Annotated in this window: 17 protein-coding genes and 1 pseudogene; 10 read left to right on the top strand and 8 right to left on the bottom strand. The window is 58.1% G+C overall.

Annotated elements, in window-relative coordinates:
• Positions 1-10 precede the first annotated feature (10 nt).
• Positions 11-793, bottom strand: coding sequence for an enoyl-CoA hydratase-related protein (locus ACVW16_RS23885; protein WP_456701536.1), 783 nt, complete (start codon positions 791-793; stop codon positions 11-13).
• Positions 794-1484: 691 nt separating this feature from the next.
• On the opposite strand from ACVW16_RS23885, the gene ACVW16_RS23890 reads away from it, so the two are divergent.
• Positions 1485-2810: an MFS transporter gene (locus ACVW16_RS23890; protein WP_456701537.1), complete on the top strand. Its 1326-nt coding sequence runs from the start codon at positions 1485-1487 to the stop codon at positions 2808-2810.
• Between the two features lie 198 nt (positions 2811-3008).
• Positions 3009-5645, top strand: a complete 2637-nt coding sequence (locus tag ACVW16_RS23895; protein WP_456701538.1) for a CehA/McbA family metallohydrolase — start codon at positions 3009-3011, stop codon at positions 5643-5645.
• Positions 5646-5795: 150 nt separating this feature from the next.
• Here ACVW16_RS23895 and ACVW16_RS23900 read toward each other — a convergent pair whose 3' ends face one another.
• Positions 5796-6875, bottom strand: coding sequence for a LacI family DNA-binding transcriptional regulator (locus ACVW16_RS23900; protein ID WP_456701539.1), 1080 nt, complete (start codon positions 6873-6875; stop codon positions 5796-5798).
• A 264-nt stretch (positions 6876-7139) separates the two neighbouring features.
• Between ACVW16_RS23900 and ACVW16_RS23905 the strand changes: the two genes are divergently transcribed.
• The 4 genes from ACVW16_RS23905 (at position 7140) to ACVW16_RS23920 (ending at position 12209) form a co-directional block, all read left to right on the top strand.
• The gene (locus tag ACVW16_RS23905; protein WP_456701540.1) at positions 7140-8342 is read left to right on the top strand and encodes a CaiB/BaiF CoA transferase family protein; all 1203 of its coding nucleotides are present in this window, start codon (positions 7140-7142) and stop codon (positions 8340-8342) included.
• Positions 8343-8601: 259 nt separating this feature from the next.
• Positions 8602-9753: a hypothetical protein gene (locus ACVW16_RS23910; protein WP_456737447.1), complete on the top strand. Its 1152-nt coding sequence runs from the start codon at positions 8602-8604 to the stop codon at positions 9751-9753.
• A 141-nt stretch (positions 9754-9894) separates the two neighbouring features.
• Positions 9895-10824, top strand: a complete 930-nt coding sequence (locus ACVW16_RS23915) for a dihydrodipicolinate synthase family protein (protein ID WP_456701542.1) — start codon at positions 9895-9897, stop codon at positions 10822-10824.
• A gap of 482 nt (positions 10825-11306) precedes the next feature.
• Entirely contained in the window at positions 11307-12209 is a 903-nt protein-coding gene (locus tag ACVW16_RS23920) for a hypothetical protein (protein WP_456701543.1), read from the top strand.
• 363 nt (positions 12210-12572) lie between these two features.
• Here the strand turns inward: ACVW16_RS23920 and ACVW16_RS23925 are convergent, their stop codons facing one another.
• The 4 genes and pseudogenes from ACVW16_RS23925 to ACVW16_RS23940 form a co-directional block, all read right to left on the bottom strand.
• Positions 12573-13475, bottom strand: coding sequence for an NAD(P)-dependent oxidoreductase (locus ACVW16_RS23925; protein WP_456737448.1), 903 nt, complete (start codon positions 13473-13475; stop codon positions 12573-12575).
• Positions 13472-14158 carry an HAD family hydrolase gene (locus ACVW16_RS23930; protein ID WP_456701545.1) on the bottom strand — a complete coding sequence of 229 codons (687 nt, stop codon included), beginning with the start codon at positions 14156-14158 and terminating at the stop codon, positions 13472-13474. Before ACVW16_RS23930 ends, ACVW16_RS23925 begins: the two co-directional genes overlap by 4 nt.
• Positions 14155-15036, bottom strand: coding sequence for a hypothetical protein (locus ACVW16_RS23935; protein WP_456802636.1), 882 nt, complete (start codon positions 15034-15036; stop codon positions 14155-14157). The genes ACVW16_RS23930 and ACVW16_RS23935 overlap by 4 nt, the downstream gene beginning before the upstream one ends.
• A gap of 63 nt (positions 15037-15099) precedes the next feature.
• A pseudogene (locus tag ACVW16_RS23940) lies at positions 15100-15657 on the bottom strand (class II glutamine amidotransferase); the annotation flags it as partial.
• A gap of 848 nt (positions 15658-16505) precedes the next feature.
• Between ACVW16_RS23940 and ACVW16_RS23945 the strand changes: the two are divergent.
• The 4 genes from ACVW16_RS23945 to ACVW16_RS23960 all read left to right on the top strand — a co-directional run bounded on the left by ACVW16_RS23945 (position 16506) and on the right by ACVW16_RS23960 (position 22786).
• On the top strand, positions 16506-17684 hold the full coding sequence (locus tag ACVW16_RS23945) for a pyridoxal phosphate-dependent aminotransferase (RefSeq protein ID WP_456738342.1): 1179 nt from the start codon (positions 16506-16508) through the stop codon (positions 17682-17684).
• Positions 17685-18724: 1040 nt separating this feature from the next.
• Complete coding sequence (gene nodU / locus ACVW16_RS23950; RefSeq protein WP_456701548.1) at positions 18725-20386, top strand: nodulation protein NodU; 1662 nt, start codon at positions 18725-18727, stop codon at positions 20384-20386.
• 1078 nt (positions 20387-21464) lie between these two features.
• Positions 21465-21788 (top strand): hypothetical protein, encoded by a 324-nt coding sequence (locus ACVW16_RS23955; protein ID WP_456701549.1) that lies wholly within the window; start codon positions 21465-21467, stop codon positions 21786-21788.
• On the top strand, positions 21788-22786 hold the full coding sequence (locus ACVW16_RS23960; protein WP_456701550.1) for an AAA family ATPase: 999 nt from the start codon (positions 21788-21790) through the stop codon (positions 22784-22786). Before ACVW16_RS23955 ends, ACVW16_RS23960 begins: the two co-directional genes overlap by 1 nt.
• 320 nt (positions 22787-23106) lie before the next feature.
• Here ACVW16_RS23960 and ACVW16_RS23965 read toward each other — a convergent pair whose 3' ends face one another.
• Together ACVW16_RS23965 and ACVW16_RS23970 are read right to left on the bottom strand one after the other, a co-directional pair.
• On the bottom strand, positions 23107-25362 hold the full coding sequence (locus tag ACVW16_RS23965; protein WP_456701551.1) for a di-heme-cytochrome C peroxidase: 2256 nt from the start codon (positions 25360-25362) through the stop codon (positions 23107-23109).
• Between the two features lie 69 nt (positions 25363-25431).
• Entirely contained in the window at positions 25432-26733 is a 1302-nt protein-coding gene (locus ACVW16_RS23970) for a hypothetical protein (protein WP_456701552.1), read from the bottom strand.
• Positions 26734-26884: the final 151 nt, after the last annotated feature.

The following is a 26884-nucleotide window of genomic DNA, read 5'->3' on the forward strand; positions in this document are numbered from 1 at the left end:
ATCGCGGCAGTCAGTTTCCGCGATAGTTCGGCGGCCTTTTCTCAAAGAAGGCGTTCATCCCTTCCTGCTGGTCAGCTGTGCTGAACGCAAAGCGAATGGCTTGCCGTTCAAACTCAAGTCCGGCGTCCAGCGTGGTCTGAAAAGCGGCGAGAACGGCCGCTTTGGCAAGTTCAGCCGAACGGGGGGGCTTTTGCGCTATCAGATCGGCTAGTTCGAGCGCACGATTCTGCGCCCTGCCACTTTCGACAACTTCCGCCACCAGGCCGGCCTGCATCGCCATCCGCGCCGTGATGGATTGGCCGCTCAGGATCATCAGCATGGCCAGCGATTTGCCGGCCACGCGCGTCAGCCTTTGCGTCGCGCCATCGCCCGGCAGTATCCCGATGTTAATCTCAGGCTGTCCAAATGCCGCCCCTTCGCCTGCAATCACGATATCGGCGAGAAGCGCCAATTCGTGGCCGCCGCCAAAGCAAATGCCCTCGACTGCGGCAATGAGAGGCTTGGGGAAATTGGCGACATCCCGCCAGGCAGAACGTCGTGCAGAATTGTCGATTGCCTCAAAGCCGCGCTCTCGCATCTCCTTGATGTCTGCCCCCGCAGAGAAGAACGCATCACTGCCACAGAGTACGACACAGCGCACATCTTGGTCGATTGCGGCCTCGCGCAAGGCGGCGCCCAGCGCCAGAATCATGTCGTTGCTCAAGGCGTTTCGCTTCGATGTCCTATTCAGCGTCAAGAGGCGCACATGGGACGCGACGGATGTCGACAGGATGAGATCGGACGTCTGGGTCATGCAAGTTCTCCCGATATGAATATGAAGCCAGCCTTAGACTGAAAACGATTTCTTAGCAAACACGATGGACGAGGCGGCTTTTTGGTGCAATTTCGTCCGAAGCGCTGGCGCGCCTTGCTCGCGCACAGCGGACCGTGGCCCACAATGCTGCGTCTGGCCGCAAAAAAAGGCTTGACTGATGGTTTCGGATTTCTATTGTAACTGAAATCGATTTCAGAAGCGTATTGAAATGTCCGTCCTGCGGTGAGCCGGAAGTGCAACTGGCCGAGAGGCGGGGCGCATCTCAGGGGTCCCATTGACGCTGAGACGGCCTTGTGACGCCGCGGTGCCCAACAACAATGTCAGCTTCTTCAGAAGCGCGCTTAGAGCAACAGGAGGAAGGCTAGCCATGGGAATGGCACGGAATGTCGCGCGCGTTTTATGCGCGCCGCCGCACAAGTCAGGCGCGAGGATGGAGGCGTCCTGCGCGCAGACGGCGGGCGTGAGGCGAGGCGCGCAAATACGCCGAGCCAGGCGTGCTTCCCGCCGGCTTCCCCCGCACCTTGTGCCCAAGCGCTTGGGCACTCCGGTCGGTTCTAAGACAGCCACACTCGTAGCCGCCACAGCGGCGAGCGCAGTTGAGCCGACGAGCGGCTGCTCGTTCTCGCGCGCACCCGCAACGCATGAACGTCATCAATAGAGCCGAGAACCCATGAACATCATTGCTCAGCCTAGCGCTTTACCTATCCAGCTTGATAAGCCAACCGCCAACAAGCGGATGACGGCCGGCCTTGGAGGAGGGGTGGCGCTGGAGTGGTACGACTGGAATGTCTACGGCGTCATGGCTGCGTTTCTCTCGCCGCACTTTTTCCCTTCAGATGATCCTACCACCTCGCTGCTAGCGGGACTGGCCGTGTACGGGGCGGGTTTTTGCGCGCGGCCGCTGGGCGCAGCTTTGCTGGGTCCGGTCGCAGATCGCATCAGCCACAAGCGTGTGATGCTGATCTCGGTCACCGCCATGGCGGTTTGCTCGCTTTTGATATCCTTGTTGCCCACCTACAAGGATATCGGCGTCACGGCGGCCGTAGCACTGCTGATCATGCGCCTGATTCAAGGACTTGCCACAGGCGCTGAGGCTGGTGTTGCAAACGCCATTGCCATTGAATTGGCGCCTCCTGGCAAGGAGGGACACTACCTCGGTCTGATCGGTGGCACATTCATCCAGTTGGGAAATCTTGGATCTAGCCTGGTTGCCTTCCTGGTGAGCGCCTCCGTCGCGCCTGAAGCCATGCGGGAGTGGGCATGGCGCATACCCTTTGCAGTCGGGGGCGTGCTCGGCCTTCTGATCATCTATCTGCGCACGACGGTGCCGGAGACTCTGATCAATCAAGCCATGCATCGGCATGATGATTCTTCGCGCCTTCAGGAGACGACTGGCGGCGTGTGGAAAACGCTATGGAGTGTCCGCCTATCCTTGCTCGCAGTCATCCTGGTGATCGGGTCCGTGCAGATCGCCAACTATGCCTGGAATACCGGCCTGCCCAACATGGCCAACACGGTCTTCAAGGAAAACAGCACGTATGTGTACGGGATCATGACGCTGATGGTCCTGATCTGGATGTCGACGGCACCTCTCGTCGGTGCTTTCGCGGACAAGGTGCGACCCTCGCGCGCGTTCACGCTGCTGCGCCTTCTGCTTATCCCGTGTTTCTTCCTGACGATGCTCTATTCTGAAAAAGGCATTGTCACGTTCTTCTTTGTCACGGTATTCGGCGGCGCGATCGTCGGCTTCAACATGGCTCTCTATAACTTCATCGCCACCACGCTGATGCCGCGCGCCGTGCGGACCACGGGAGTGGCTCTCGGCTATGCGCTCGGTGTCTCCCTGTTTGGCGGGACGTCACCCTATCTGCTTGTCTGGCTGCAACGCGAGCACATCGCCTGGATGTTTCCTGTCTATGGATCGGTGATCGCGCTCCTGAGCGTGCTGGTCTATCGGATCGCCAAGAAGCGCGGCCGCCTCTACATCGGTGAATGAACGCGCTCTGCCCATGCCCTTCGCCGTGCCCCGAGGCTGCGGAAGGCGTTCGCGTCAGCGCAAGCTCGTATGGGGTCGCGCGTATCTCGTCATGCTGGGCATGAGCATGGGGCGGCACAAGCGTTCTTGCGGGCGCGGCCATTCACAAGACGAAGACTGCTTGCGATGCACTGAGTTGCCGAAACTGGAGTCCGAAGCATGAAAACACCTTCATCGCCGCACTTCACGCCAGTGGACTTGAAAGCCTACTTCAACGCCAGGCGCGCAAATGCGCCCGAAGGTTTCGCAAGCCGTCCGGGTGACACGGGCTGGATCAATTCGCTTCGCGGGCTCCAGACCCATCGCGGCATGCCCTTTCTCTTCGGCAGCGATACAGGGCCGGATGTGCTGGAGCTGCGCCCCGGGGCGCCTCCCGCCGTCATTGCCTTGCCGCCGACAATGGCGAGCTATTTGCTGTTTGTGCAAGTGGCGGCAGACCGCACGATTGCAAGCCCCGAGGGTTTCGGAGAGATTGGCCCGGCTACGCTGCCTATAGAAGGCAATCCACTCGGTGATTGCATAGCGACATACGGGCTCCGCTATACCGACGGCAGCGAAAGCGACGTGCCGGTGCTGCGCCGCTTCGCGGTCCAGCAGAACCATATCTCCTGGGGTGCGAGTCCATTCGCTGCCTTGCCTCTACGCGCCCCCATTGTACATGCAAGCACCGGCGAGGATTTCATACTCGGCAGAGCGCCGGGGGCGAGCTTCTTCCAGGGCGAGGCCCGCAACCAATCGGGACGCATGGATCGGCAAGGCGAGAACCTGTGGCTTTACGCGCTGCCCAATCCTTATCCGGACAAGGAGCTCTCGGCGTTAAGTTTGCGCGCGGAGCAGGAAATCTCTCTTGTGTTTGCGGTGACCACGACAGCGCTCGCCCAGCACCCGCTTCGCCTCCAGTTCCGTCGCAAACTGAAAGTGAGCCTGCCGCCCGGGGTCCATCTAAATAAGCTTGGCGAGCTCGATGTTGACGATCGAGGCGAGCAGATCGGCATGGACCTTGGCGCCGTCATCTCCGCCCGCGCAGTGCTCGAGTACTCCAGAGCGGATTGGCTAGGCGCCAAAGTTGATGTGCAGCCCGTGCGCTCCGAAAACGAAGTCATCATCGAGTACTCGGCGCATCCTGATGCGAAGCTCTATCTGTGCTCCGAGGATGGCCGCTTGCATATATTTGACCTTCGATCGCTGGAAAGTGGCGGCAGCGCAGGCGGCGCCTCGTTCGAGATGGCAGCAGTCGAGCCCGCCACAAGGCCGGTCAAGATCCGCATCGTGGAGAAGGGCAGCAGCGCGCGTGTTGCCGCGCGGCTGCATGTCCATGGTGCGCACGGCGAATATCTGCCACCAAAGGGACATCACCGCAAGGTCAATACCGGCCGGTTCGAGGACTTCTCGGGCGAATTTGCCAATGGGCTAAATCAGTACGCTTACGTGGACGGCAGCTGCGAGGCAGACCTGCCGCTCGGGCCCGTGTTTGTAGAGATCTGCAGAGGGTTTGAGGTGCGACCGCTACGCACCATCGTCGAAATCACTCCAATGACGGACAATCTCACCTTTGAGCTCGATCGTGTGCTGCGCTGGCGCGAACGGGGATGGGTGAGCTCTGATACGCACGTCCATTTCCTGAGCCCGCAGACAGCCCTGCTTGAGGGCAAGGCGGAGGGTGTCAACGTCGTCAACTTGCTCGCCGCACAATGGGGCGAGCTATTCACCAACGTCGCCGATTTCGACGGACGCACGACGATCGGGGCAAAGGATTTCGGCGGAGACGGAGAATTTCTGGTTCGGGTCGGCACCGAGAACCGGATGCAGGTTCTAGGGCACATATCTTTGCTTGGTTACGAAGGCGAGATGATCAATCCGCTCTCTTGCGGCGGGCCCAACGAAGCTGCGATCGGCGATGTTCTGGAAGCGACCATGGCCGATTGGGCGGAGCGCTGCCGCCAGCAAGGGGGACTGGTCGTCATGCCGCACGCGCCGAATCCGCAAGCGGAGCGGGCGGCCGACATTGTGCTCGGTCTTGTCGACGCCATCGAAATGATGTCGTTCAACCCGCGGACTGCACAGATCAGCGCATTTGGACTCGCCGACTGGTACCGTTACCTCAACATCGGCTACCATCTGCCGCTGGTAGCCGGCTCCGACAAGATGGACGCGGCCGCACTCCTCGGGGGCTCGCGGACGTATGTGCGGCTTGGCGAACGTGACTTTACGTATCGCAACTGGATGGATGCCGTACGTCATGGCGACACGTTCATTACTGTCGGGCCTCTGATTGAGATGACCGTTGAAGGACGGCGCCCTGGAGGCACGGTGGAGCTTCCCCGTTCAGGCGGCATCCTCACGATCGACTGGCGGATCGAATCGGTCAGCGTGCCGCCAGCGCGCCTGGAGCTGATCCGCAACGGCAGCGTCGTCGAGCAGGTTCGATGTGGCGGCTTATCTTGCAAGGGACAGCTCTCGCTGCCCGTCAGCGCGTCATGCTGGATCGCGCTACGCGTTCGGGGCAGTGTCGCCGGACGCGAAGCCGACATTGCGGCGCATACCAGTGCGGTATATGTCCAGGTAGGCGACATGCCCATCTTTGCCACCGCGGACGCAGTGTCGGTCCTTGCACAAATCGAGGGATCGATCGCCTATATGGACACGCTTGCTCCCAAGTCCGATGAAGCCCGGCACTTGCGGCTGCGAGCCGCCCTTGAACTTGCGCATCATCGCCTGCACCATAGACTGCACGAACTGGGTGCGAGCCACCACCACGCGCCCGTTCACTCCGTTCACGTTGAACGCGAGCATTGAGACGCCTTCGGCGCTATTGACGGTCGCTCGGCGCACTGCCTGCTCGGCAGGCTCTGCTTACGGGCAATTGTTCAATGAAATGCCCACCGGCTGCCTGGGGCCGCGAAGGATAGGCCGCGGTTCTGAAATGATTTCAGGGACGTTGCCTGCTCAATGATCTCGACTGCGCCCGCGACGGGCGCCAGACCGCGGCGGCGCGCTCGATGAGCGCATGACCAGCCGGTACGGCAGTACGACACTTTTCGGGACAGGACTTCCGGCGATGGCATTGATGAGATAATCGGCGGCTCCCCGGCCGATTTCTGCTGCGGGAACACTGACCGTTGTGAGCGGCGGGTCCATTTGCGCCGCCAGCTCCACATCGTCAAATCCTGTGATGGATAGCGTAGCCGGTACGGCCAGACCCATCTTGCGAGCCTCTGCCATTGCTCCGATGGCAAGCGTGTCGGTGGTGCAGATAACTGCTGTCGTGTCCGGGTGATCGGTGAGGAGTTGACGAAGGGCACTACGGCCCTGGGCAAGCGAATAATCGGCCTTGACGATCTGGGTTGGCTTGAGCGGGAGGCCGGCGTCGGAGAGCGCGCGCTGAATTCCCTCGAGCCTGGCGCGGGATCTGTCGTTCGACACGGCAGCGACGTTGGCGATCGCGCCGAAGCGGGCGTGTCCAAGCCTGAGCAGATACTGCGTCATCTCGCGGGTGGCGCTTTCGTTGTCGATTCCGATCGCGGGCATGCCGCCGGCCTTGGCAACATAGGTGGTGATGACGGGTACGCCTGACTGTTCGATCAGGCTCCTCAGCTCCCGTCCGTGGGAAGCTCCGACCAGCACGATTCCATCGATGCCACGTTCAATGAGGCTGCGCAGTTCCTGAAATTCCCGCCGGTGGTCATATTGCGAATTCGCAATGAACAATGTGTAGCCGCTCTCGCTAAGGCGGTTCTGGAGCGCTTCGACGCCTTCTGCAAAGATACCGAGTGCCAGCGTCGGAACGATGATGCCGATGGTCCGCATGCGTCCCGATTTCAATGCTCGCGCTGCGCTATCGCGCGTATAGGCGAGATCATTGATATGCCGCATGACCCGGTCACGAAGCTCCGGCCGTACGATATCGGGGTGATTGAGCACTCGCGATACGGTCGCCGGCGACACATCCGCCTTCCGGGCGACGTCCTCGATCTTCACCCGCGGCTGCTGGCGGCTTTTCGGCGCGATCACGTGTTTCTTGTCCATTTGCGTTGGTCACCAGGAGCCGGAGAGAGTTTCCTCTCACAAGGGTTAAACCATCACCAGCGCCACTTTCTCAAGCCCTGGATGCGGGCCGTGCGCGCTATTTCTGACCCACTCAGGCGCAGATCAAGCGGGACGAGGCCAGGCTCATTTGAAAGTTGGGTGATTCACTTGACTCCGCTTCTCGCATCGCTTAACTCTGAAATCGATTTCAGAAATCGAAGACCAAAGCGCTCGTTTCAGCGAAAAACCGAAGGCTAGGATGTGATGGTCGATCTCTTGAAGGGCGTTCGTGTCCTCAGCCTCAATCACTTTCTGATGGGTCCGGTCGGCGTGCAGTTTCTCGCCGACCTCGGCGCGGACGTGATCGCCGTAGAACCGCCCGGAGGGGCCTTTCAGAGGAAATGGGGCGGGGCCGACAAGCAGGTTGATGGCCAGTCGATGTTGCTTCTCACGGGAAACCGCAACAAGCGCAGCCTCGCGCTCGATCTGAAAAAACCCGAAGCCGTGGTCATCGCCAGACAACTGATCGCGAAATCGGATGTGATCGCAGAGAACTTCCGCCCGGGTGTGCTCGACAAGCTTGGTCTCGGCTACGAGGATGCAAAGAAGATCAATCCGCAGATCATCTATGCCGCTGCGTCCGGCTACGGTCCTGACGGGCCCTACGTCAACCGCCCGGGCCAGGATCTGCTGATCCAGGCGCTGTCAGGACTTGCGATGATTACCGGAAGTCGCGAGCAAGGGCCTCGCGCCGTCGGCGTTTCCGCCATTGATCATCACGGCGCCGCCTTGTTTGCGGCGGGCATCCTGGCTGCGCTGGTGAGGAAAGCGCGCACAGGGCAGGGCTGCCGGGTCGATGTTAGTTTGCTGTCGGCTGCGCTCGATCTCCAGATGGAATCATTTACCTGCTACTTGAACGGCCAAAGGCCTGACGACGTCCGTCAGCCGGGCCCGGTCGCGGGCTGGTATTATGGCGCGCCTTACGGCATCTATGCGACGCACGATGGGCACATTGCGATTTCTTTGGGATCCCTCGAGGCGCTCTCAGACGCGCTTGGCCTTCCCGCCGACCGGCGGATTCCTGACGAGGATGCGTATCGCCGGCGGGATGAGGCCTCCGCCATGATCGCGGCCAATGTCGCCGAACGCACAACGAGCGAATGCATCGGCTTGTTCGAAGCCCATGGAATTTGGCACGCTGCGGTGAACGATTATGCCGACGTGGTTGCGGATCCGCAGATCGCGCACAACGGACATTTTCAGGTCGTCACCGGCGCGACCGGCGCTCCCATTACCCTTGTCGGCCATCCCGTGCGCTACGACGGCGAGCAGCCGGACGTGCGTTTGCCGCCGCAAAAGCTCGGAGCGCAAACCGAAGAGATTCTGAAAGAGCTCGGCTATGACGACACGAAATTGAAGGATCTTTACGATACAGGCGCCATCGGCGCTGCGGACTCGCATCACTAAACGAACAAAGAGATTTCTTGGAAGTAGCAAGCTTTCCAACGGGGGGGGGGGCATAGTGAGAGGCCTAAACGTTGCGCGCGGCGTCGGTCCCTCGCGGTGCTGCTGACGAGGTTTGCTGCTCGGCGGCGATGCAACCAAGCACGCTTGGAAGTCGCGTGAACACTCACCATTCGCGCTAGCCCAGGATCTGTTGGTAAAGAGCTTTGAGTTGTCGCCAGGCCAAAGGCCGCGCGGCGAGTTTTATGATGGACCGGAAGCCATGTCGGACAACCAATATCTGCTCGCGCGCGGGCGCATGCTCAAGCGCATTGCTGAGACTCGGGACATTGCACGCTCGGGCTTGCCACACTGGGCGAGTGCCGCAGACGGAAAATGGACCTTCACGCCCGATGGTGATTGGACGGGCGGGGCATTTGTCGGCGAGCTCTGGCTCGCGCATCTCGCTGATCCCCGGCAGTTCCCAATCGAAGACGCCCGTGCTGCGCTAAGTCGAATGTTGCCGCGTGCCGAGCGGCTTACGGCCTTCAAAGGCTTCGGCTTCTATCATGCTGGCGCCCTCGGCAGCATCTTGTGCAAAGACGAAAACGCACGCGACGCTGCTCTGACAGCGGCGAGGTCGCTTCGTGATATGTTCGATCCACATCTCGGACTGATACCGTTGGGCAGCGATGCCGAGGAGGCGAACGCAGTCGGAGCCTCCGAGAGCAGCATCGACTCGCTCCAGGCGACAGGCCTGCTCTATTGGGCCGCGGACGAGCTTTCCGATGCCGGGATGGAGGAGGTTGCCAATGCACATCTGCGGCGTGTTCTGGACATCCATGTGCGGCGGGACAATTCAGTTATCCAGTCGTCCACCCTCTATCCCCACACCGGGGAGGTACTCAGGACGCACACGCACAAAGGATATAGCGATATCAGCACCTGGGGCCGGGCGCAGGGATGGGCGATGCTCTACACCGCTCACGCCGCCATGGTCCGCCCGGACGAGGAGCTATGGCGCGACTACGCCGTGCGCCTTCTTAACTGGTGGATCGACCACGTCCCTGCGGATCTCGTTGCCTTCTGGGATTTCGACGATCCGGCGATCCCCAACACTAGCAGGGATACTGCGGCCACTGCTATCGCTGCTGCCGCAGCGCTGCGCCTCGCATCCGCACTTGGTCCTGAGCGGGGCGCCAAATATAGATTATTTGCCGAGCGCACAGTTACTCAGCTGATCTCAAAATACCTGACGCCGACTGGTCCCGATGACCGGCGACCGCCTGGAATGCTCACCGGCGGTTGCTTCACCCGAAAGGCAATCGTGCGCGATATCGATGCGGCCCAGAACGTTGAACTGATCTTCGGAAGCTACTTCCTGTTTGAATGTCTTGCCATTTTGACGGACCTGGTGCCGCCTGGCTGGGTCTAGGGGGTGCCGAAACGCTCCGACCAAGACCTCAAACCAAACTTGTTCGTGACGCCACGGCAGTCAATCTCCAGTCCTTGGAGGTTTGCGATGGGCTGACCGAGTTCGAGAGCAATTGACTGCCTCCTGTCCGGAATCCTCTACATGAGAAATGCGAAAACTCCCATTTATCGCGGCTTGTTCCCGGTTGCTCCGACGCCGTTTACGGACTCGGGAGATCTCGATCTCGAAGGGCAGCGGCGCGTTCTCGATTGCATGATTGATCAAGGCGTGGACGGGATCTGCATTCTGGCCAATTACTCCGAGCAGTTCCTGCTCTCTGATCAGGAACGTGACATTCTGGTCGAGCTCTGTCTTTCGCATGTTGCGGGCCGCAAGCCGGTCATGGTGACCTGCAGCCATTTCAGCACGCAGATTGCGGTGCAACGGGCCCGCTATGCGGCCGAACGTGGCGCAAGTCTCCTCATGCTGATGCCGCCGTATCATGGTGCAAGCCTCAAAGCGGACGAAGGCGCCATGATCGAGCATTTCGGCCGGGTCGCGGACACAGCCGGGATTCCGATCATGGTCCAGGACGCTCCGCTGTCCGGCGTTACATTGACGGTCCCGTTTCTCGTTCGGCTCGCTTGCGAGGTGCCGCTCGCCAGATATTTCAAGATCGAGGTGCCGTTTGCGGCTGCCAAGCTGCGCAGTCTGATCGAGCTCGGAGGTGAGATCATAGTTGGTCCTTTCGACGGGGAGGAAGCCATCAGCATGATGGCAGACCTCGACGCCGGTGCGAGCGGAACAATGTCAAGCGCGTTGTTGCCGGACCTGCTGGGCCCCGTGCTCGCTCATCACAGAGCGGGCGACAGGCAGCAGGCCGCTCTGGCGTATGCAAAGGTGCTGCCGCTCATCAATTTCGAAAATCGCCAGTGTGGCCTGCGCGCTGCCAAGAGCGTGATGGCTGAAGGTGGCGTGATCAAATGCGAAGCCGTACGGCATCCGCTCGAACAGATCCATCCCGCGACGAGAGCTGGCTTGATCGAGCTTGCGAATGAGGTCAACCCCCTGGCTCTTCGCTGGGGACATTAAGGTGCGGGCATCACGCGGCGGGAAAAAGCGGCGGAAGCTGTGTACCCGGAAATTTGGATGTTCATCGCTGGGGAATGGACAGAAGGGCGTTCAGATCCCTCGGCATCCTCAAAACGGCGAGCGGATAGCCAATTGACGAAATCTTTTGGCGCCCAAACGATTTCGATCGTGCGATCATGGGCTCCTAAGGAGGGCTGGGCTTGGCGAAAGCGTTCGACATCGACCGATCCAGGGTTGGACCGTCCTGAGGTTCTGGGAGCACGAGATTGAGGACAACAGAGGCGTACTGGTGAGACAGGTAAAACGCGCCGTGAAGGGATCGCGCAAGCGCGGACGGAAGCCGTAGGCCAGAACTAAAACCGGCGGACCTTCTCATCGATGCCACGGCGCGGCGTAGTTTTAGCCGAGCCCCTTTCGTGATTTCCGATTTAAGTTGCATTGCAATATTTTCGCAACTGACTTGCTGGTCGAGATGCTATATCGTGGACGAAAGTTTATTTGCGACTTTTTATTTAGGCAAGCCGATGATCATTTTAGATCGAAAAGTGGCAGCGCTCGTTTCAGCAGCTTGTTGCTTCATGGTCGGGGGATGCGGGACCTATCTCCCGGATATCGTTGCACCAAACGAGCCGCACGCTACGGCGTTCTTGATCAACCGGATCTTGAATCACGCGAAATGCGAACTGCGCGATGCCGTGATCGCGGCTCACAACAACGATCTCAAGAACGCTCTGCGATGTCACACGCGACGACTGACTTGGCTCGATAAGGCCAAAGCCAAGATCACGATCAAGCTCATCGCCGAGGAAAAGGGCAGCCTAAATCCGGGGCTCAGCTTCAAGCAGCTGCTCCCCAGTGCAACAACGAATTTTAGCAACAGAACGAGTATCTCAACGCCTCAATCGACAGCTCTAGGACTGGGAGGACTCCTGCAAGCCGACGCTACGCGCACGGAAAACATCGACTACACTTACGACGTAGCTGCCGACTTCCTCAACAATCAAACGCATGACCTTGTCGAGCCCCGACCTTGCATTGAAAAAGGCGGCATTTTTCTCGACGCCGATCTAAAGGTCCAGGACTGGCTCGATGGCGCGACGCTGCCGTTCTTAATTTCAGCCAATGTACCCTCTGAGGTCGGGACCACTGCGCCCGACGTTCTGACGCACGAAGCAAATTTCGTCGCGATGGCGAACGGTAACATCACCCCGAGTTGGACCCTCGTAAACGTATCCGCAAACACGGCCGCTAATCTGATCGCAGCAGGCAGAACAACGACCGGCGACATAATCATATCGCTGGGCGCACCGAGCAAAGTTCCGCAGGCTCATGATATCGCGAAGCTGAATTCAGGATTCACGGCAGCGGTAAAATCAGGGAGCTGAGATAGAAGATGAAAAAGGTCCCCAGGGTCTTGAGCGCTTCAAAAAAGATGGGGCATCCGAAGGTTGCGAAGCCCAAGTCTTTGACCAGTGGCATACACTTCGCTCAACAACACGCTGCGCCGGGGGACGTTGCATGGATAGGACCCTGCAACAACGGCACACGGATCGTCTGCTATTATGATGAGAATATGGATCCATCGGAATGCAGAAATCAGCCTTGCTGATTTTTGTCCAACGGTCTCGGGCGGGAGTTTTCTCCAGGCTGTGATGAAAAACCAACTTGATTTCATTGGCTGCGAAGCCCAGCAGGGAGAAGGAGAGGGCATGCTTGAAAGATGGTCCGCTTGAAGTCATAATAAGCGTTCATGATCGAGCCAAATGTGGTAGGGTCAGTTCACCCTTTCCTGCGATAACCGAGACGCTGAATTCCACCGCGGCAGCATCCAGAACCGGCACGCACACCGCGCTTTCGCGCGCTAGGCGCACCGCACACTCGATATCCTTTGCAGCATTCCCAATCGAGATTGCCAGTGCATCTGGTCTCTCTCCCAACAAAAAGGCAGCGAAGGCTTGAAATATTCCACTGTTAGTAGAACCCCGACTGACCAGGGAACGCAGCGTTACAAGATCAATCTGAAGACGATCTGCCAATTGGCAAACCTCAGCGGCAACCGCAGCTATGCCCATAGTCATGCTGTTGTAAACGAGCTTCAGCTTGTGGCCTTGTCCGACATCGCCAGCATGCAGGACGGTCTCGCAAAACGCGGCCAGAATGCGTTCGGCGACGGGAAAGAGTGTTGCATCTGATCCAACCATCGCATTGAGAAGGCCGAGCTCAGCTTGCTCGGGGCTTCGTGTCACTGGAGCGTCAATAAAGCTTAGACCTCGTCTTTGCGCCTTTTTGGCCAATGCAATGGTAGAGGCAGGATAAGAGGTCGTGCAATCAATTATCAAACCTCCTCGGCTCATGTGCGCAAACAGCCCATCGTGACCGAGACACACCGTCTCAACCTCGCGGCTGGAGGGTAAGGACAACACCACCACACTTACGTGCTGCGCCAACTCAGCGAGCGACTTGTGCTCTCGGGCTCCGGCACCTGTCAGGCGATCAGCACCGAGCCGGTTCTTGTTGACTTTGATGTGGAGCTCGCTTTGCTGACGCAGCAGGCTGATGCCTATACCCGTTCCCATGCGCCCTGCTCCGACGAGACCTATGCACTGCTTGATCGTTGTGGAGGGCGCGTTCACTGATGATCCCTTGCTCATGATTCAACATCCTGAAAAAAGCCATGCCTTTGCAGGATGGGCACGAGCTCGTGGTGGTTGTTGATCGTGTAATCTGGATGGGCGGCTTGCAGGCGGGAGGTCGAAACAAATCCCCCGGTAATAGATATGCTCGTCAGCCCGAGGTCTCGTGCAATATTGGTCTCGACCGGCATGTCGCCGATGATGAAGGTGGACGATGGCTTCAGGTTGTGGTTGTCCATATAAAGCCGAAGTCGCTCTCCTTTGCTCATCGATTTGTACTGCGTGGCGCGACTTTCGAATGCGAGCACATCGGTGATGTAGTTATCCACCCCAAGCCTTCTCAGCTGGGATTTCAGAGGCGCAACTATGTGGTTGCTAAGAATGATGAGCAGTGCTGATTCTCGTTGCGCCAACTCCAGTACTCTGCGCGCCCCCTCACGTAAATCGGCTTTGGCCGCAAGAGGCTCGTATGTGTCGTGAAACAGTGCGCCTTCGTCATGCTCCACTGCCTCAACCTCCTCCTGCGGCATTCCAAGGCTATGATAGAGACGAGAGAGGGGAACATCACAACGATCTCGAAAGGTCTTTATATCGATGCTCGGGCGACCAAAGCGGTCCAAAATGACATTGGTCGTTTCGAGCAGCGCATAGGTGTCATCGAGCAGTGTTCCGTTCCAGTCAAACACGAGAACGGGTTTCATGATCTTGACCTCGAACGGGTATTGATAGGAAGGGTGGCCAGCAACGCTTCCAAGTGACTACGCGCGAGCTGCCGCCCAGCGGGGGTCGGCATGTCGAACGTGAAGGGTGACAGATCGATGCCCTCTAGCCTGTTGGCCAATACCGATACAAGGGCGCGGAAGGGCAGATAGGTTATCGATGCTGCTTGGATCCCCGTCGCAATATTGCTCTCAACGATTCTGAGCGCTGGCGGCTCCATCCTGTGGAAGCGGAGGCATTGGGCGAGCAGTTCGGACGGCAGCCGCTTCAATGCCTGCCAGAATGCGAGCTCGTCTAGCGTATCAATACCCATGCCGTAGTAGTTTGGCGCAACTATAGGAGGAGAACCAATCGCCCAATGTACAGCTTTGGCTCCAGCGGCAAGAAGCATCGTCGTGACGGCTTTGCTGGTATCACCTCGAATGAGCGCCTCGTCGACAATTATTACGGTCCGCTCAGCAACGGCGGGTTCGGACACTCGATACTTCCGGGCGATGCGAGATTGCCGGGCGTTGGTTCTGCCGAGCAGCGTTCGCTCAAAAAATTGCGTCGCCACTACGTCAATACGGTCGGTAACCACGCCCTGTTCGGCGAGAGAGTCAAACAGACCATCGGCGTATGGCCCCCCTGTATTTGGCATGGAGGACACGATTGGCGGCATCAAGAGATCTGTTTTAACTCGCTCCGCAACAATTCTCCCCAAAGAGAGTCCGATGTTGTAACGGGTTTGGCGATGTGAATGGCCGTCGACCGACGTGTTCGGGCTTCCCAAATAGAGGGCTTCGTAGGCGCAGAGCTTGGCCCTATATCCTCGGCAGTTCAGGGCATGGTCAACGCTGGCGCCGGTCTTAGCATCCACGCGCTGTATGCTCCCAGGCAAGAGCTCGCTGGTTTCACCTTCCAAGCCTGCGAAGGCACAATTTTCAGAAGCAAAGAGCAACAAGCCATTACGTGCTCGCATAGTCTCCAATGGTCGCAAACCGCTTCGACTGCGGTATGCAACAAGATCTCCGTCCTTATCTAGCAAAAGCGCACTAAGGGCACCATCGATACGGTCATCAAGATCGCGAAAGATAGCTTCGTAGTTTACGGGCCGGCCGTGACGCCAATATTCTCGTTCGCAAGCGTGTTCAATCCACCTCAGCAAGAGCTCGGCGTCAGTGCTCGTATCTAGCAGCCGGCCTCGAGCGAGTAATTCGCTCCTGAGTTCATGAGCGTTCACCAAGGCGCCGTCCAGCGAAATGGCGAAGTGGCGGCTAGGAATTGACTGGACGCCGCCGCCATCTCCAGTTCCACAGGATCCGCTACGGATCTGCGCAATTGCAACATGAGGCTGAAAGCCCGGGTCCTGGTCGATGCAGTCAATGCGTACCGAACTATCGTTTGATTGAAACGCCCTACCATGCCGGAGTCCGCGCCCTTGCATAACGGCAGACACTACGACACCAGCTTGCCCACGGAGTGCAAGGGTGGGAATCATTTTGTTCAGTTGATCAACGACACGCGGCGATGGTTCACTTGAAAACGCAGAGAAACGCACCGGCGACACCGGACATATAGTCACTCACTTGTTAAGGATTAGCTCTGGCGGGGTATCTCGATGGCTCTTCGCTTCATCCTTAAGCAAGCGTCGTACCAGCCTTTTGCATGTGCTGGCTGGCATTTCCGGAGCGAGGCGAGTTGGAAGACAAGCCATTCTAGCGATCGAGTGGGCATTGTGTGCCGCTTAAGCACCCACGCAATGTTCGGGATGCTACGACCATGTGCGAAAAGCGCCACAGCGGACGAACAGATGCGGGCTTAAATAGGCGAGAGCTTTCTGATCTTTCACTCATGTCTTTCATTTTGCGTCTAGCCATTAAAGCGGAGAAGGATGACCACCAAGAAGAAGGGCTCTGTGCAGGCCAAAGAGTGGCTTTGATGCTCGCCTTATCAACTACTAACACTGGCAATTGATCTGGATTAGCCATGACGCACAGTGGTCGCTCGCGCGGACCCGGACGATGCACCATCGGACAGTTTGGTCAGAAGCTGCAATATGTCACCTTCAATGGTCTTTGCCCGGCGCGCGCTGCCTTATCCTCACGCTTGCGAAATCCTTTGGCTCGGAATGACACAGGCATAGAGGCGCTATCGGCAGAACGATTCGCAGGGAGGACAACGGCAGGTGCCCCTATTTGCAAGCAGTCCAGAACAAGTTTCTGTGTTGCCATTGTTGAGCCAAGGATCAGTCCGACTTGATGTTGAGCCACAACGGCGATCGCGAGCGTCAGCTCGCCGTTCGAGGTCGACTGCCTTATGAGGGTCACTTTGCCGCCCCTCCGGACAATGTTCTGTGTTACCGGGCAGGCGCCCGGCGCCCAAGACGTGGCGTCGAGCTCTGCATTTTGCGGCGAACATCAGTTCATCGATCTCGCGAATGAGGAGGTCTTCCATACATCCTCATCAGTGCTCGACAGGACGGTGTATACAGGCGAATCTGAGGCGAGCGGCGTCGTGGATCCCGCTGGCCACCTGCCGCTCCGCAAAGCTATTGCGGAGAGGATGGCGGCCGAGACAGGTTTTGATTGGTGTCCGGAAGAGATCGCAATCACCGCTGGTTCAGATGAAGCGCTGCTTTATGCAGTGTTGGCTGTTCTGGAGCGAGGCGACGAAGTTATCATTATCCGGCCCTGGCAGCCGTCGGTACCAGCGCTCGTTCACGGCGCTGGCGCGATACCGGTGTTCGTCGATGCTCAGCGACCACGATATACCCCAGATGTCAGTTCGATCCGAGCTGCCGTCACATCACGCACGAAAGCGATGATGATCAATTCACCCAACAATCCAACGGGTGCAGTTTACAATCGAACAACATTGCAGGAGTTAGCCGAGCTTGCTATCGAGTTCCGGATATGGATTATTTCGGACGAGCGCTACTCAAGATTAGTATTCACAGGCTTGCAGCGCCATGAGTCGATCGTCGTGGTGCACCCCGCCTTGAGATCACGAACGATCATCGTCAATCCATGTTCACAGGCACTGGCAATATCTGGCGCTCGCTTGGGTTATTTCGCGGCTCCCCGGTCCATCGTTTCCACCGCAAGCAAGCTTCGGGGCTATTCAGCGATGACACCAAGCCAAGAGGTGCAGCGCGCCACGCTAAGCCGCTTTCGCGCCGGCGGTCAGGTTGAGCGGGAGACATACGAACGGCTTTTCAGCGCTCGCGACTCAGGTCTTAATATTCTTTCTAATCTACGCGATGTAACCCTATCTCGCGCCGACGGCGCATTCTTCTTCTATCTTGATCTAAACAGGCTTGCATCTGCCTTGAGGGACGAGGGGCAAGTTGGAGTGACGGATGATTTTGCAAGATGGCTTCTGAAGAAAACTAATGTGGCTTGCGCCGCGGGAGAAGCGTTTGGCGACGTCAGCGGCCTGCGAGTCTCATTCGGCGCCCCACCAGGGACATTGGCGATCGGACTGAAGCGCATCGTCCAGGCGCTAAATAGCCTTAGGCTCAGATAATCGCTGGTCGAGGCTCAGATGAAGGCATTGGTATGAATATCTCCGCTTCAGCTCTTAACTACTTTCACTGTGCACTGTAAGCAGCTCCTGTGTCCGTGAACGGCGAGCATCGGTTAAGGTGTGACATGAAGGGACTGCGATTCCTAGTTGCTTCGGGCCACGTCTCCTGATCTTAGAAATAGAAGGACCGGTCGACGAGTCAGTATGCGGATCGAAAGGATGAGAGGTCGGGGCTGTGCCAACTCGCCCTATTCCAGCGGCAAGCGGAGCCCAAGGAAGGACGGCGGAGATGCGTTCCATCTGATGATGGTGACGGTCAAATCGGCTCGACTGGCGGAGCTGAGATAAACGGTGGTTAGGCGGATATGTTGAGCCGCCATGATCCCGGATCATGTGCTGCCTACCCTTTAGCCGTTCGGGGCATCCGTGTCCGGTGTCTTCACGCAACACGGGCGGCGATGCAACGATCGGCGGCTGTTCGCGAGGTTGAGCGAGCACCACTCCAAAACGAGCATCTGTGTTTTTCTCAACGTGCCTTCAGCGCCAAATCGGTGCAGACGAGCGCATCGGTGTTCCCGACACTCCCGGGCATCTCGGCACAGTTGCCAATGATACGCGCAGTTCGCTACGATTTATGCAATCTCGTCCTAGCGCGATTGCCTAGGCGCTAACTGAATTGCGAAGCGCGTTCGTTTGGCGATGAGCCATTCCGTGCATTGCGCGGCGACGATATCGTTTATCTGCTTGTGAGTTTCGCTGCACTCGTTCGCCCGACGTCGAAGGCACAAGGCGCCGCAGGTCGTGCGCATTGAGATTGTTGCCGCAGGGGCGAGTGCTTGGTCCGAAACCGAACGCGTTCGGTGTCGCGAATCGGTCAAGTCGCGTCCAACCTGCACTTTGGTCAGACAGTTGCCAGCGATTCCTCTGATTGGAACTGGCCCGGAGCGTGCATCGTGACTGTGGGAGCCCATCTGAGTCTCGCGACATGAGCAGCAGTTGGGACGCAAATCGATGTATCTGACGTTAGGTGCGGAGACTGTATGCGAATCTGCGGTATCAAACTGACCCATGACGGAGCAGTCGCGCTTGTCGAGGACGGACGGCTAGTCTTTTGTGTCGAGCAGGAGAAGCGGGACAATAATCCACGATATCAAAAACTCCACAATCTCGATGCGGTTGTTCACGCCTTGGCAGAGCACGGTTTTGATCCGGGGGACGTTGACCAATTCGTTATCGACGGATGGTGGGGCGAGGTTGAGTCCCAATTTCAGGTTCTCAGCGGGACTGCACCCATCGCCCTTAAAGCGGCGCCATATGTTGAGAGCGATGCCGAAGGACTCCTCATAGCGCACGACGGCGCTGGGCTCATGCTCAAGGAGAGCGCCTTCCCCTATAAAAGCTATCCGCATGTCGCAGCCCACGTGGCTTCCGCTTTTTGTACTAGTCCTTTCGCCAAAGCCGGGGAGCCCGCGTTCTGTCTGGTTTGGGACGGTGCCTCCTTTCCACGGCTCTACCATGTAGAACGTCGGGCAGCCAGGTTCCTCGAGTGTCTCTTCCCGCTGATAGGGCATGCTTATGCTGCCGCGGGTTATCATTTCGGGCCATACAAGCAGGCGAACCGGACCAAGTGGGACCTGGGTGTTGCCGGCAAGTTGATGGCCTACATCGCACTCGGTTCAGTCGATGAAGGCATCGTCGAGGATTTTCACCAGCTCTACGCAAAGCACTTTAGCACGTTTACGGAGCCCGTCGGTCGTTGCAGCGAGGACGTCGCGCTTGAGCCTGTCCATGCTTTCTTCGATGCCTGCGCGCTTCGGCTAAGGGCCAAACCTTCCGCAAATGTGCTTGCATCCTTTCATTGCTTTCAAGAGCGATTGCTCGTTAGCAAGCTCGCGAGTGCCATACAGAGACATTCGAGCCTTCCCGCGCGTAATCTCTGCATAACCGGCGGCTGCGGTCTCAACATAAAATGGAATAGTGCATTACGAGCGACCGGCTTGTTCGATGCTATCTGGGTGCCCCCCTTTCCGAATGACAGTGGCTCCGCAATAGGTGCTGCTTGCTCCGCATTGGCGGCGGAACAAGGTTTTGTACCCTTGGAATGGTCCGTCTATAGTGGTCCAGCCGTGGAAAGAGGGGACGTGCCGTCCGGATGGAGCGGCGCACCATGCAGCATGCGCGAACTCGCGACCATTCTTGCCAGCAACAAGCCTGTCATTTTTCTTGCGGGCCGCGCGGAGCTTGGACCTCGGGCTCTGGGTAGCAGAAGCATACTGGCCGCGGCGACAACGCCGCAAATGAAGGACCGTCTCAACGACATCAAACATCGCGAGCACTTCCGGCCAGTGGCGCCAATATGCCTGGAGGATCGGGCGACGGATATTTTTAGTCCCGGAACGCCAGATCCTTACATGCTCTTCGAGCACCTAACACGACCAGAATGGCGGGATAAGATTCCCGCTATTGTACATCTGGACGGATCTGCCCGATTGCAGACTATTTGCAGGACCTCTCAGCACAAAGTTGCCGAGCTTCTCGTCGAATACGAAGGCCTCACGGGAATTCCTCTACTATGCAACACCAGCGCCAATCACAATGGACGCGGCTTTTTCCCGAATGCGGCATCCGCCTGTCAGTGGGATCGCGTTGATCACGTGTGGTGCGATGGCATGCTGTGGACGAAACCAGGGGGCGGCGACTGAGCGCCGCCGGATACTGCTAGCTCTTCTTGATTGCCGAGGCCTCCGCCGCATCAGAAGTGATGAGACGCAGCACAAGTCATCGGACATTGCGGTGGATTGGAGGCGAGGTTGTTAGCTTAGTTCGATCGAATCCTAGCGCGGAGGGTCCATCGCTAGCTTATCGAGGAGAAATATCGGTTGCAAAAAGTCCGGCCGGAGTACGAGCTAGTGCTCGGCAGAACCGCGACGGCGTGGATTTCAGCTCGCTAATCTGGCGACTCGCGAGCTTGAAGAAGAGAGGCTCATGCCGAGTTCTGTGCAAGGCACATTTGAAAGTCGTTCTCGCAGCCGGCATGCAACCTGCTGAATATCCGGAAACGAGAGAGGCTGGATGACAAGCAGTGACATCATTCGCCTTTTACACCAACACGGGCGCGTATGGACTGTAGGAGAGAGCACAACTGTGAGGATACTGACAAAGCCCAAGCATGACGCGCAATTGTGCGTCTGGTCAGCTGGGGCCTGCGTGTCCTTACTCGGCTATCTGCGTCGATTGCGCCATTCGGCCCAATCGACGCCGGCCTTGATGGGCGCACCGTGAGCCGCCAATGAGTTCTCCGGCAGTCCATGCGGCCAAATGGCGCCTGGAAGGCAAAGCGCAAGTTCCCTTAACAACCGTGCGACGAATGGAGCGCATCAGGCGAAGTAAGACCAATGACAAACCGTTTCACTCATACTAGGAACTTCAAATGGATCATCAAGTACTGCCGGTTTTTCAAGATGGCGGCAAGACACCGCGGGTTTCGTGGTGGATCTATTCCGAAAGGTGTTCGGCAGACATCAGCGCGATGCCTACGCCCTTTCCATGTTGATCGAACGGCAGGACAAGGTCGCGTGAGGCCCCTTCCCACCGTCAGTTGCAAAGGCGCTCTTCGATGCGGCGCAGGAACGAATCCGAGCTGAAGGACATACGCTGCAAATCACCTCCGAGCCTGCTGGTGAAACAGAGGCGCGAGATCCGTCCGAAATCCAGTTCGAATGGGCCCGTGACACGGTTGCCTGGCATTTCGCCGATATCCCGCCGATCAGGCTCGTGACTATGGTGCGGCAATTTGCCGGCCACATGCGCGCGGACATCCAGATCGCAATCGACAAGCTATTCGCTTCGCCGGTCCGCTTCTTTGGCCTGCACCAGCAATGGGCTATGGAGAAGCTGTCATTCGCGCACCTCCGGCGTGCCGGAGACTATCGCGTCTTGCTGGCGTCGCCACAATATTACCATATCGACATCGGCGAGGGTACGCCAGTCAAATGCTTGCACAATGGGCTTTGGCTATCCGAGACGAACGAGTTTCGTTACGCTGTCGTGCTGTTCTACTACCGCCAGCCAGTGCAACAATGCGGACAGACCCAGAGGAGATGATGCACATTGACATCGCGGTGCCCGCCGGCGGGGCCGGCGAGTCTTTCGCCCATGACTGTTTCGTTGAACGGGAGAGAGCGGTACAATCCGCCGGATCGTACCGTGGTAAGATCCTGTCCCTCGAGAGCGATCCGTACTACAGCGGCCGTTCGCGCGGCCTTACGGTGCATCGTTGGCCCCGGGTAGACGGTGCGGACGTGATCCTGCCCGAAAAGGTGCTTAAACTGCTCGATAGAAATGTATTGAGCTTTGTCGGAATGCGAGATGCGCTGCGCCGGCTCGGCCAATCGACACGCAAGGGCATCTTGCTTTATGGCCCGCCCGGCACCGGCAAGACCCACACGATCCGATACCTCGCAACTAACCTGGCTGATCAGACCACCTTAATAACGGCAGCCGGGGAGGTCGGTGCGCTCGGTGTGAATATGAATCTCGCCCGGCTGTTGCAGCCGGCATTAGTGGTGATCGAGGACGTCGATCTTATCGCGCGCGACCGCATTGAGATGCGAGACGCGCGCGAAGAATTGATGCTCAACAATCTGCTCAATGAGATGGATGGGCTGAAGGAGGACGCCGACATCCTGTTCTTACTTACCACCTACCGACTGGAAGAGCTTGAGGACGCGCTCGCGGCGCGACCTGGCCGGATTGACCAGGTCATCGAGGTGCCGTTACCTGATGCCGGTGGCCGCGACAAGCTGGTGCGGCTCTATGGCAAACACCTGCCACTCACTGAGCCGTTGTCAATGAAGCCGTGCGACAGAGCGAGGGCCTCAGCGCCGCCTCTATCAAGGAGTTCGTGCGGCGCATCGCGCAATCGTCCATCGCGCGCAATGGCGGCAAAACGGTCATCTGCAATGATGTCGATCAGGCACTCGACGATATGCTACCGAGGAGGGGGTACACATCGGCTGCCGCGTAAGTTTGATCATGAGCCGCGACAAGGGAGCAGGAGGCCCGTCCCAACCGCGCTAAGGTCGCGCATCTGCAGGAGCTGACGGGCCTGTGGGAACGGCGGAACTGCTTGTTCATTGGGGCGGATCGGAAGATGATCCGCTATGGCTCTAGCCGTCCTCTGGACGCGGCTCTTTCGTGTCGCCGCCACCGAGGGCGACGTTTTCTCGCCGCCCGGCCAAATTGCCAAATGAAGAGGCCCTTAAAGTCAGCTGAAAATCGCGGCCCCGGGCGCGAAGCCATTACCATCTGCGCAGAATGAATGAGGCTGGCAAATGGCACGCGCACTAACGGCGCGCGGGCGACCCGGGCGGAATGTCGAAGGTCGCGGCGCCGACACACAGGTCGAAGGACTACGCATCGCTCATAAAGTCTTGAGATACTCAACAAGCGCTCGGCGCTCGGCTCCGGTCAATTCTGGTCCGATGACGCCAGGGGGCAGCTTCGTTAAGTCGGTCTCCTTGCCCTCGAACGAATGTCCGCGGTTGCTGTTGCCAAGCAGCGACACATCAAAGTTTGTAAGGCCGGCCGCACAGCTCTCGATCGCCTTTGCTTTCGTAACAAGTCCGACCTTGACCGGGTCGAACGCACGGCTGCCGACGCAAAACGACTTCGGCCGTTTGTCTTGCGGCACCAACATGTCTCTCAGTGTCGGAACGGACCCATTGTGCAGATAAGGAGCTGTTGCCCAAACACCGTCCAACGGGCGCGCCCGGTACTGAGGCTCAAGGGCGAGAACTATTTCGTTCTTGCCGTTGCGGCTTGCACGCGCCTCGACATAGACTCGCTGGTTTTGGCAGTTCTTTCTCGGCCCCCACATTTGCCGCTTGATTTCTTCAGAAGTTCCGTTCGCAATGACCCATTGGTCGATCGTTTTGCCCACCACGTCCATCAGGGCGAGTACAAACAGAGGATCTGCGCCTTTATCGGCCAGTAGGCCGCAACCTCCGGCTTTGTTGAGGTCGTCTGCAGGATTCAATCCGAGTTGCTCGGGTAGGTGAACGCGTCGCGTCGTGAGGACGTTAGATTGTTGGCGGTCGGTGCCGATCGCAGAGACCGGCATCTGGACGACATTAAAATAATGCCGACCGCCGATCTCTACCCAATTCTTCTCGTCTTTGGCCGAGCGATCCGGGTTCTCTGTGCGCCAGAACGAGTCTTCCGGCCATTTTTTGTCGAAGGCAGCATCTTTTACCGGGCCTCGGTGGCATTCAAAGCAGTGAGCACGATAAAGATCGCGACCTTGTTCAACGAGCTTTTCATCGATCGCCCAGGCCGGGTCACCGCGAAATTTCTCCTGCGCGTCCTTCCATCGCGGTGCTACGAGCCCGGTGAAGTTTCTGCCGCCTGCATCTTCGGACGAAAACGGATCCGTGCCGCGCAGAAGATCTTCGAACCTCGCGATGTCGGATAGATGTATGGATGAGGCAAAAAGCGGCCTTCCGGGCGCGGCCGCGGTCATATTGATTTTCGCGCTGACACCCAGCGCTTCACCTGCATTGCGAACGAGCTCGTTGAGAACAGAAGCGTCATACTGAGCCCAAAGGAAATAAGGCGTGTCCCAGATCGGCGGAAAGCTCACGGGCGCATCATGGCGCGCAAAGTTGCCCTTGAGCAGTGGCTCGGAGAGCTCGCCGGTTACGGGATCGAGTAGATTGCTATAGAAAACCTGGTTCCCGATCCGGTTCAGCGCATCAAGTCGACCGAACCCTTCATCGAGATCGGACACTCCCAGTCCCGTCAAAAGGCGGTCGGTCTCTGCCTTTTGGAACTTAATCTTCTGAAGTGCTCGCTCAAGATCGCTTCGCAGCTGCTTCCGATCGACGCTCTGCCCTTTGATCTGCTCCAGCTTGCTGGCGAAACGCTCGAATCGCCATGGCAAGATCAGCGTGTAGCCAATCGACAGCCCAATGGCTCTTTCTACCTCGCCCAGATTGACCATCGCCGGCCCGCCGTCGAACCGTATGCTGACGTTCTTGTATTCGAGATGACCCGTATGACAGGCGGCACAGGTCAGACCTATCTGATCTTCATACGGGGCGCCGGTCGTCGGATCGACACCGCCCTTGAGGATGGCAAAGCCGACGGGGAGAGCATTTGGGTTCTCGGGCGCGCTTGGAGTCCAACCGGGCGCGGCTGTATTCCCATTCGGCGCATCATCGTGATAACCGTATGCGGGGGCATTAGCGGCGAAGTCCGTTGAGCTGGGGCTCGGAATGAAGCCGAGGCGGCGCAGGTAGTTCTCGTCCGTTAAGCTCATGTAAGAGAAGGATAGCTCCGGGCGTTCCAGGGCCAAAAACCACTGATAAGGGACAGGGATTGTCGCTGTGCCCTGCGATGTGTGGTGAAACCAATAACGCTGGCGGGAGCTCCAATTTTGCGGGAGCCAATAAGCGCTTTCGATTTTTGATGGCTCAGGCAGGGTCGCAGGTAACAATTGAGCGACCAGATTAGCATCGTTTTTGATCTTTAGCGCTGCGTCGCGAACCTTCTGCGGGGCGAAATACACTACGCCGGCGGCCACGATCACGACAACGACGATTGCTAAAAACAGGCCGGTGATATGAGGCCAGCGCATCTGCCAGGAAAAAAGACGAGAGCCAAAAGAAGGTCTCCCCATAGCAGGACTCCATCCATCTTTCGTGCGTCTAGCCGGCCGGCAGGCTACCGGAAACGGCGACGGCCCCTGTTACTTGTTGAGCAATTGGCTATTGATGAAGGCGACGACGTCGGCCGTCTCAGCTGCCGCGCGCCTGGTTATGGTCGCCGCTGCCGGGCCGCCGTGCAAAAAGGATGGGAACCAACCGAAGTTGCGCAGATTCCAATCTTCTTTCGGCCAGACCGCCCGGTTCACGCCAGGGATTGCGAAATTTGGAATTCTCCTGGCGAGTGGCTGTGCCGTCTCGGTGTGACAGCTCACGCAATCGGTATTGAAGAAGTGGCTCTTTTTCGTATCAGCAATGGTATTGACGATCTCGATGATGCCGCTGTTGGGCACGTTACCATCGATGAACGCGGAGGTCGAAACACCCTTACGATCAGCTTGTGGCAGGGGCGGATTTTGCAATGCCGCGTGTCGACAGGTGATCGGATTCTGATTGTTCGTACCCGGTTGCGGGACCACGTGCTTTCCGCCGATAGCGCTAAACATCTGTGCCACGTGCATGCCATCAAGCGTTGGGCCGGGGACTGGGATGAGGCCTGCTCGCGGGACCCTCAACATCGACACGAAAATCCAAGGTTCAGGCGGTACGATGCCCATCACCGCCATGGTGTTGAGGCGCTGGGGTGAGAGATGCTTCTCAATCAGTGCCTTGAGTGCATCGCGAAACGCCTTTGCCGATGCCCCCACAAGACCCGGATGCACATTCAGATCACCTGCAGTCGAGACTCTGAAATTGCTAAACTGTCCGGCCGCAAGCTGATCGCGCAAGGTCGCGACGTCACGAACGATCGCCTTGAACGCTTCGTCGTCCGGTTTGAAGCGAGGGAACGGCCCACAGCCGTCCAGAGCTGGGTCCGGGTCGAGGGTGAAGCTGAAGATAAGGTGGCCTGCAGTGTCATGGACCTTGAAGCCCTCCGGCCCATTGGTCACCGGCTGAATAATGAGCCGGATTTGTGGTTGTCGGCCAAACTGCGCTATGATCTCCGGCGACAATCCCGGCGCGCCCGGATCGATCCGGATGCCAGCCACAAACCAGGCCTCGATCTTTTTGACGGCGTCGGGAAACTGAATGTGCCGTGCACCCGAATCCGGAACGCCCGGATGCTCCGGATTTTCGGCGTTGGCGATAAAGCGCGCGAAATCGGCGTCGGAAAACAGCCGCTGCGGCGATCCCGAAGGTCCCGCAAGATCGGACACGGCGATCAGATTGGGGAGGTCGGCCGATGACTTCGGCGGAGGAAAGAGAATCGACACGTCATTGGGCGCGAGCGGCTTTGAGGCCGCTTGCGCCGGAGCCGGTCCTACCTCCAAAACTGCGGCGAACATCACCCCTGCCGCTAACAAGCTTGCAAGCCGCCGCGGAAACAGAGATCTATTGATTTGACCCCTCGCGATCATTGGAAATCCCCCGTAAGACCAAAAGTTTAAACATCAGCTGTCGAGCAATCCCGCGCTACGCGCCTTGCCAAGGCAGGTG

It is taken from the genome of Bradyrhizobium sp. USDA 4474 (assembly GCF_054057515.1).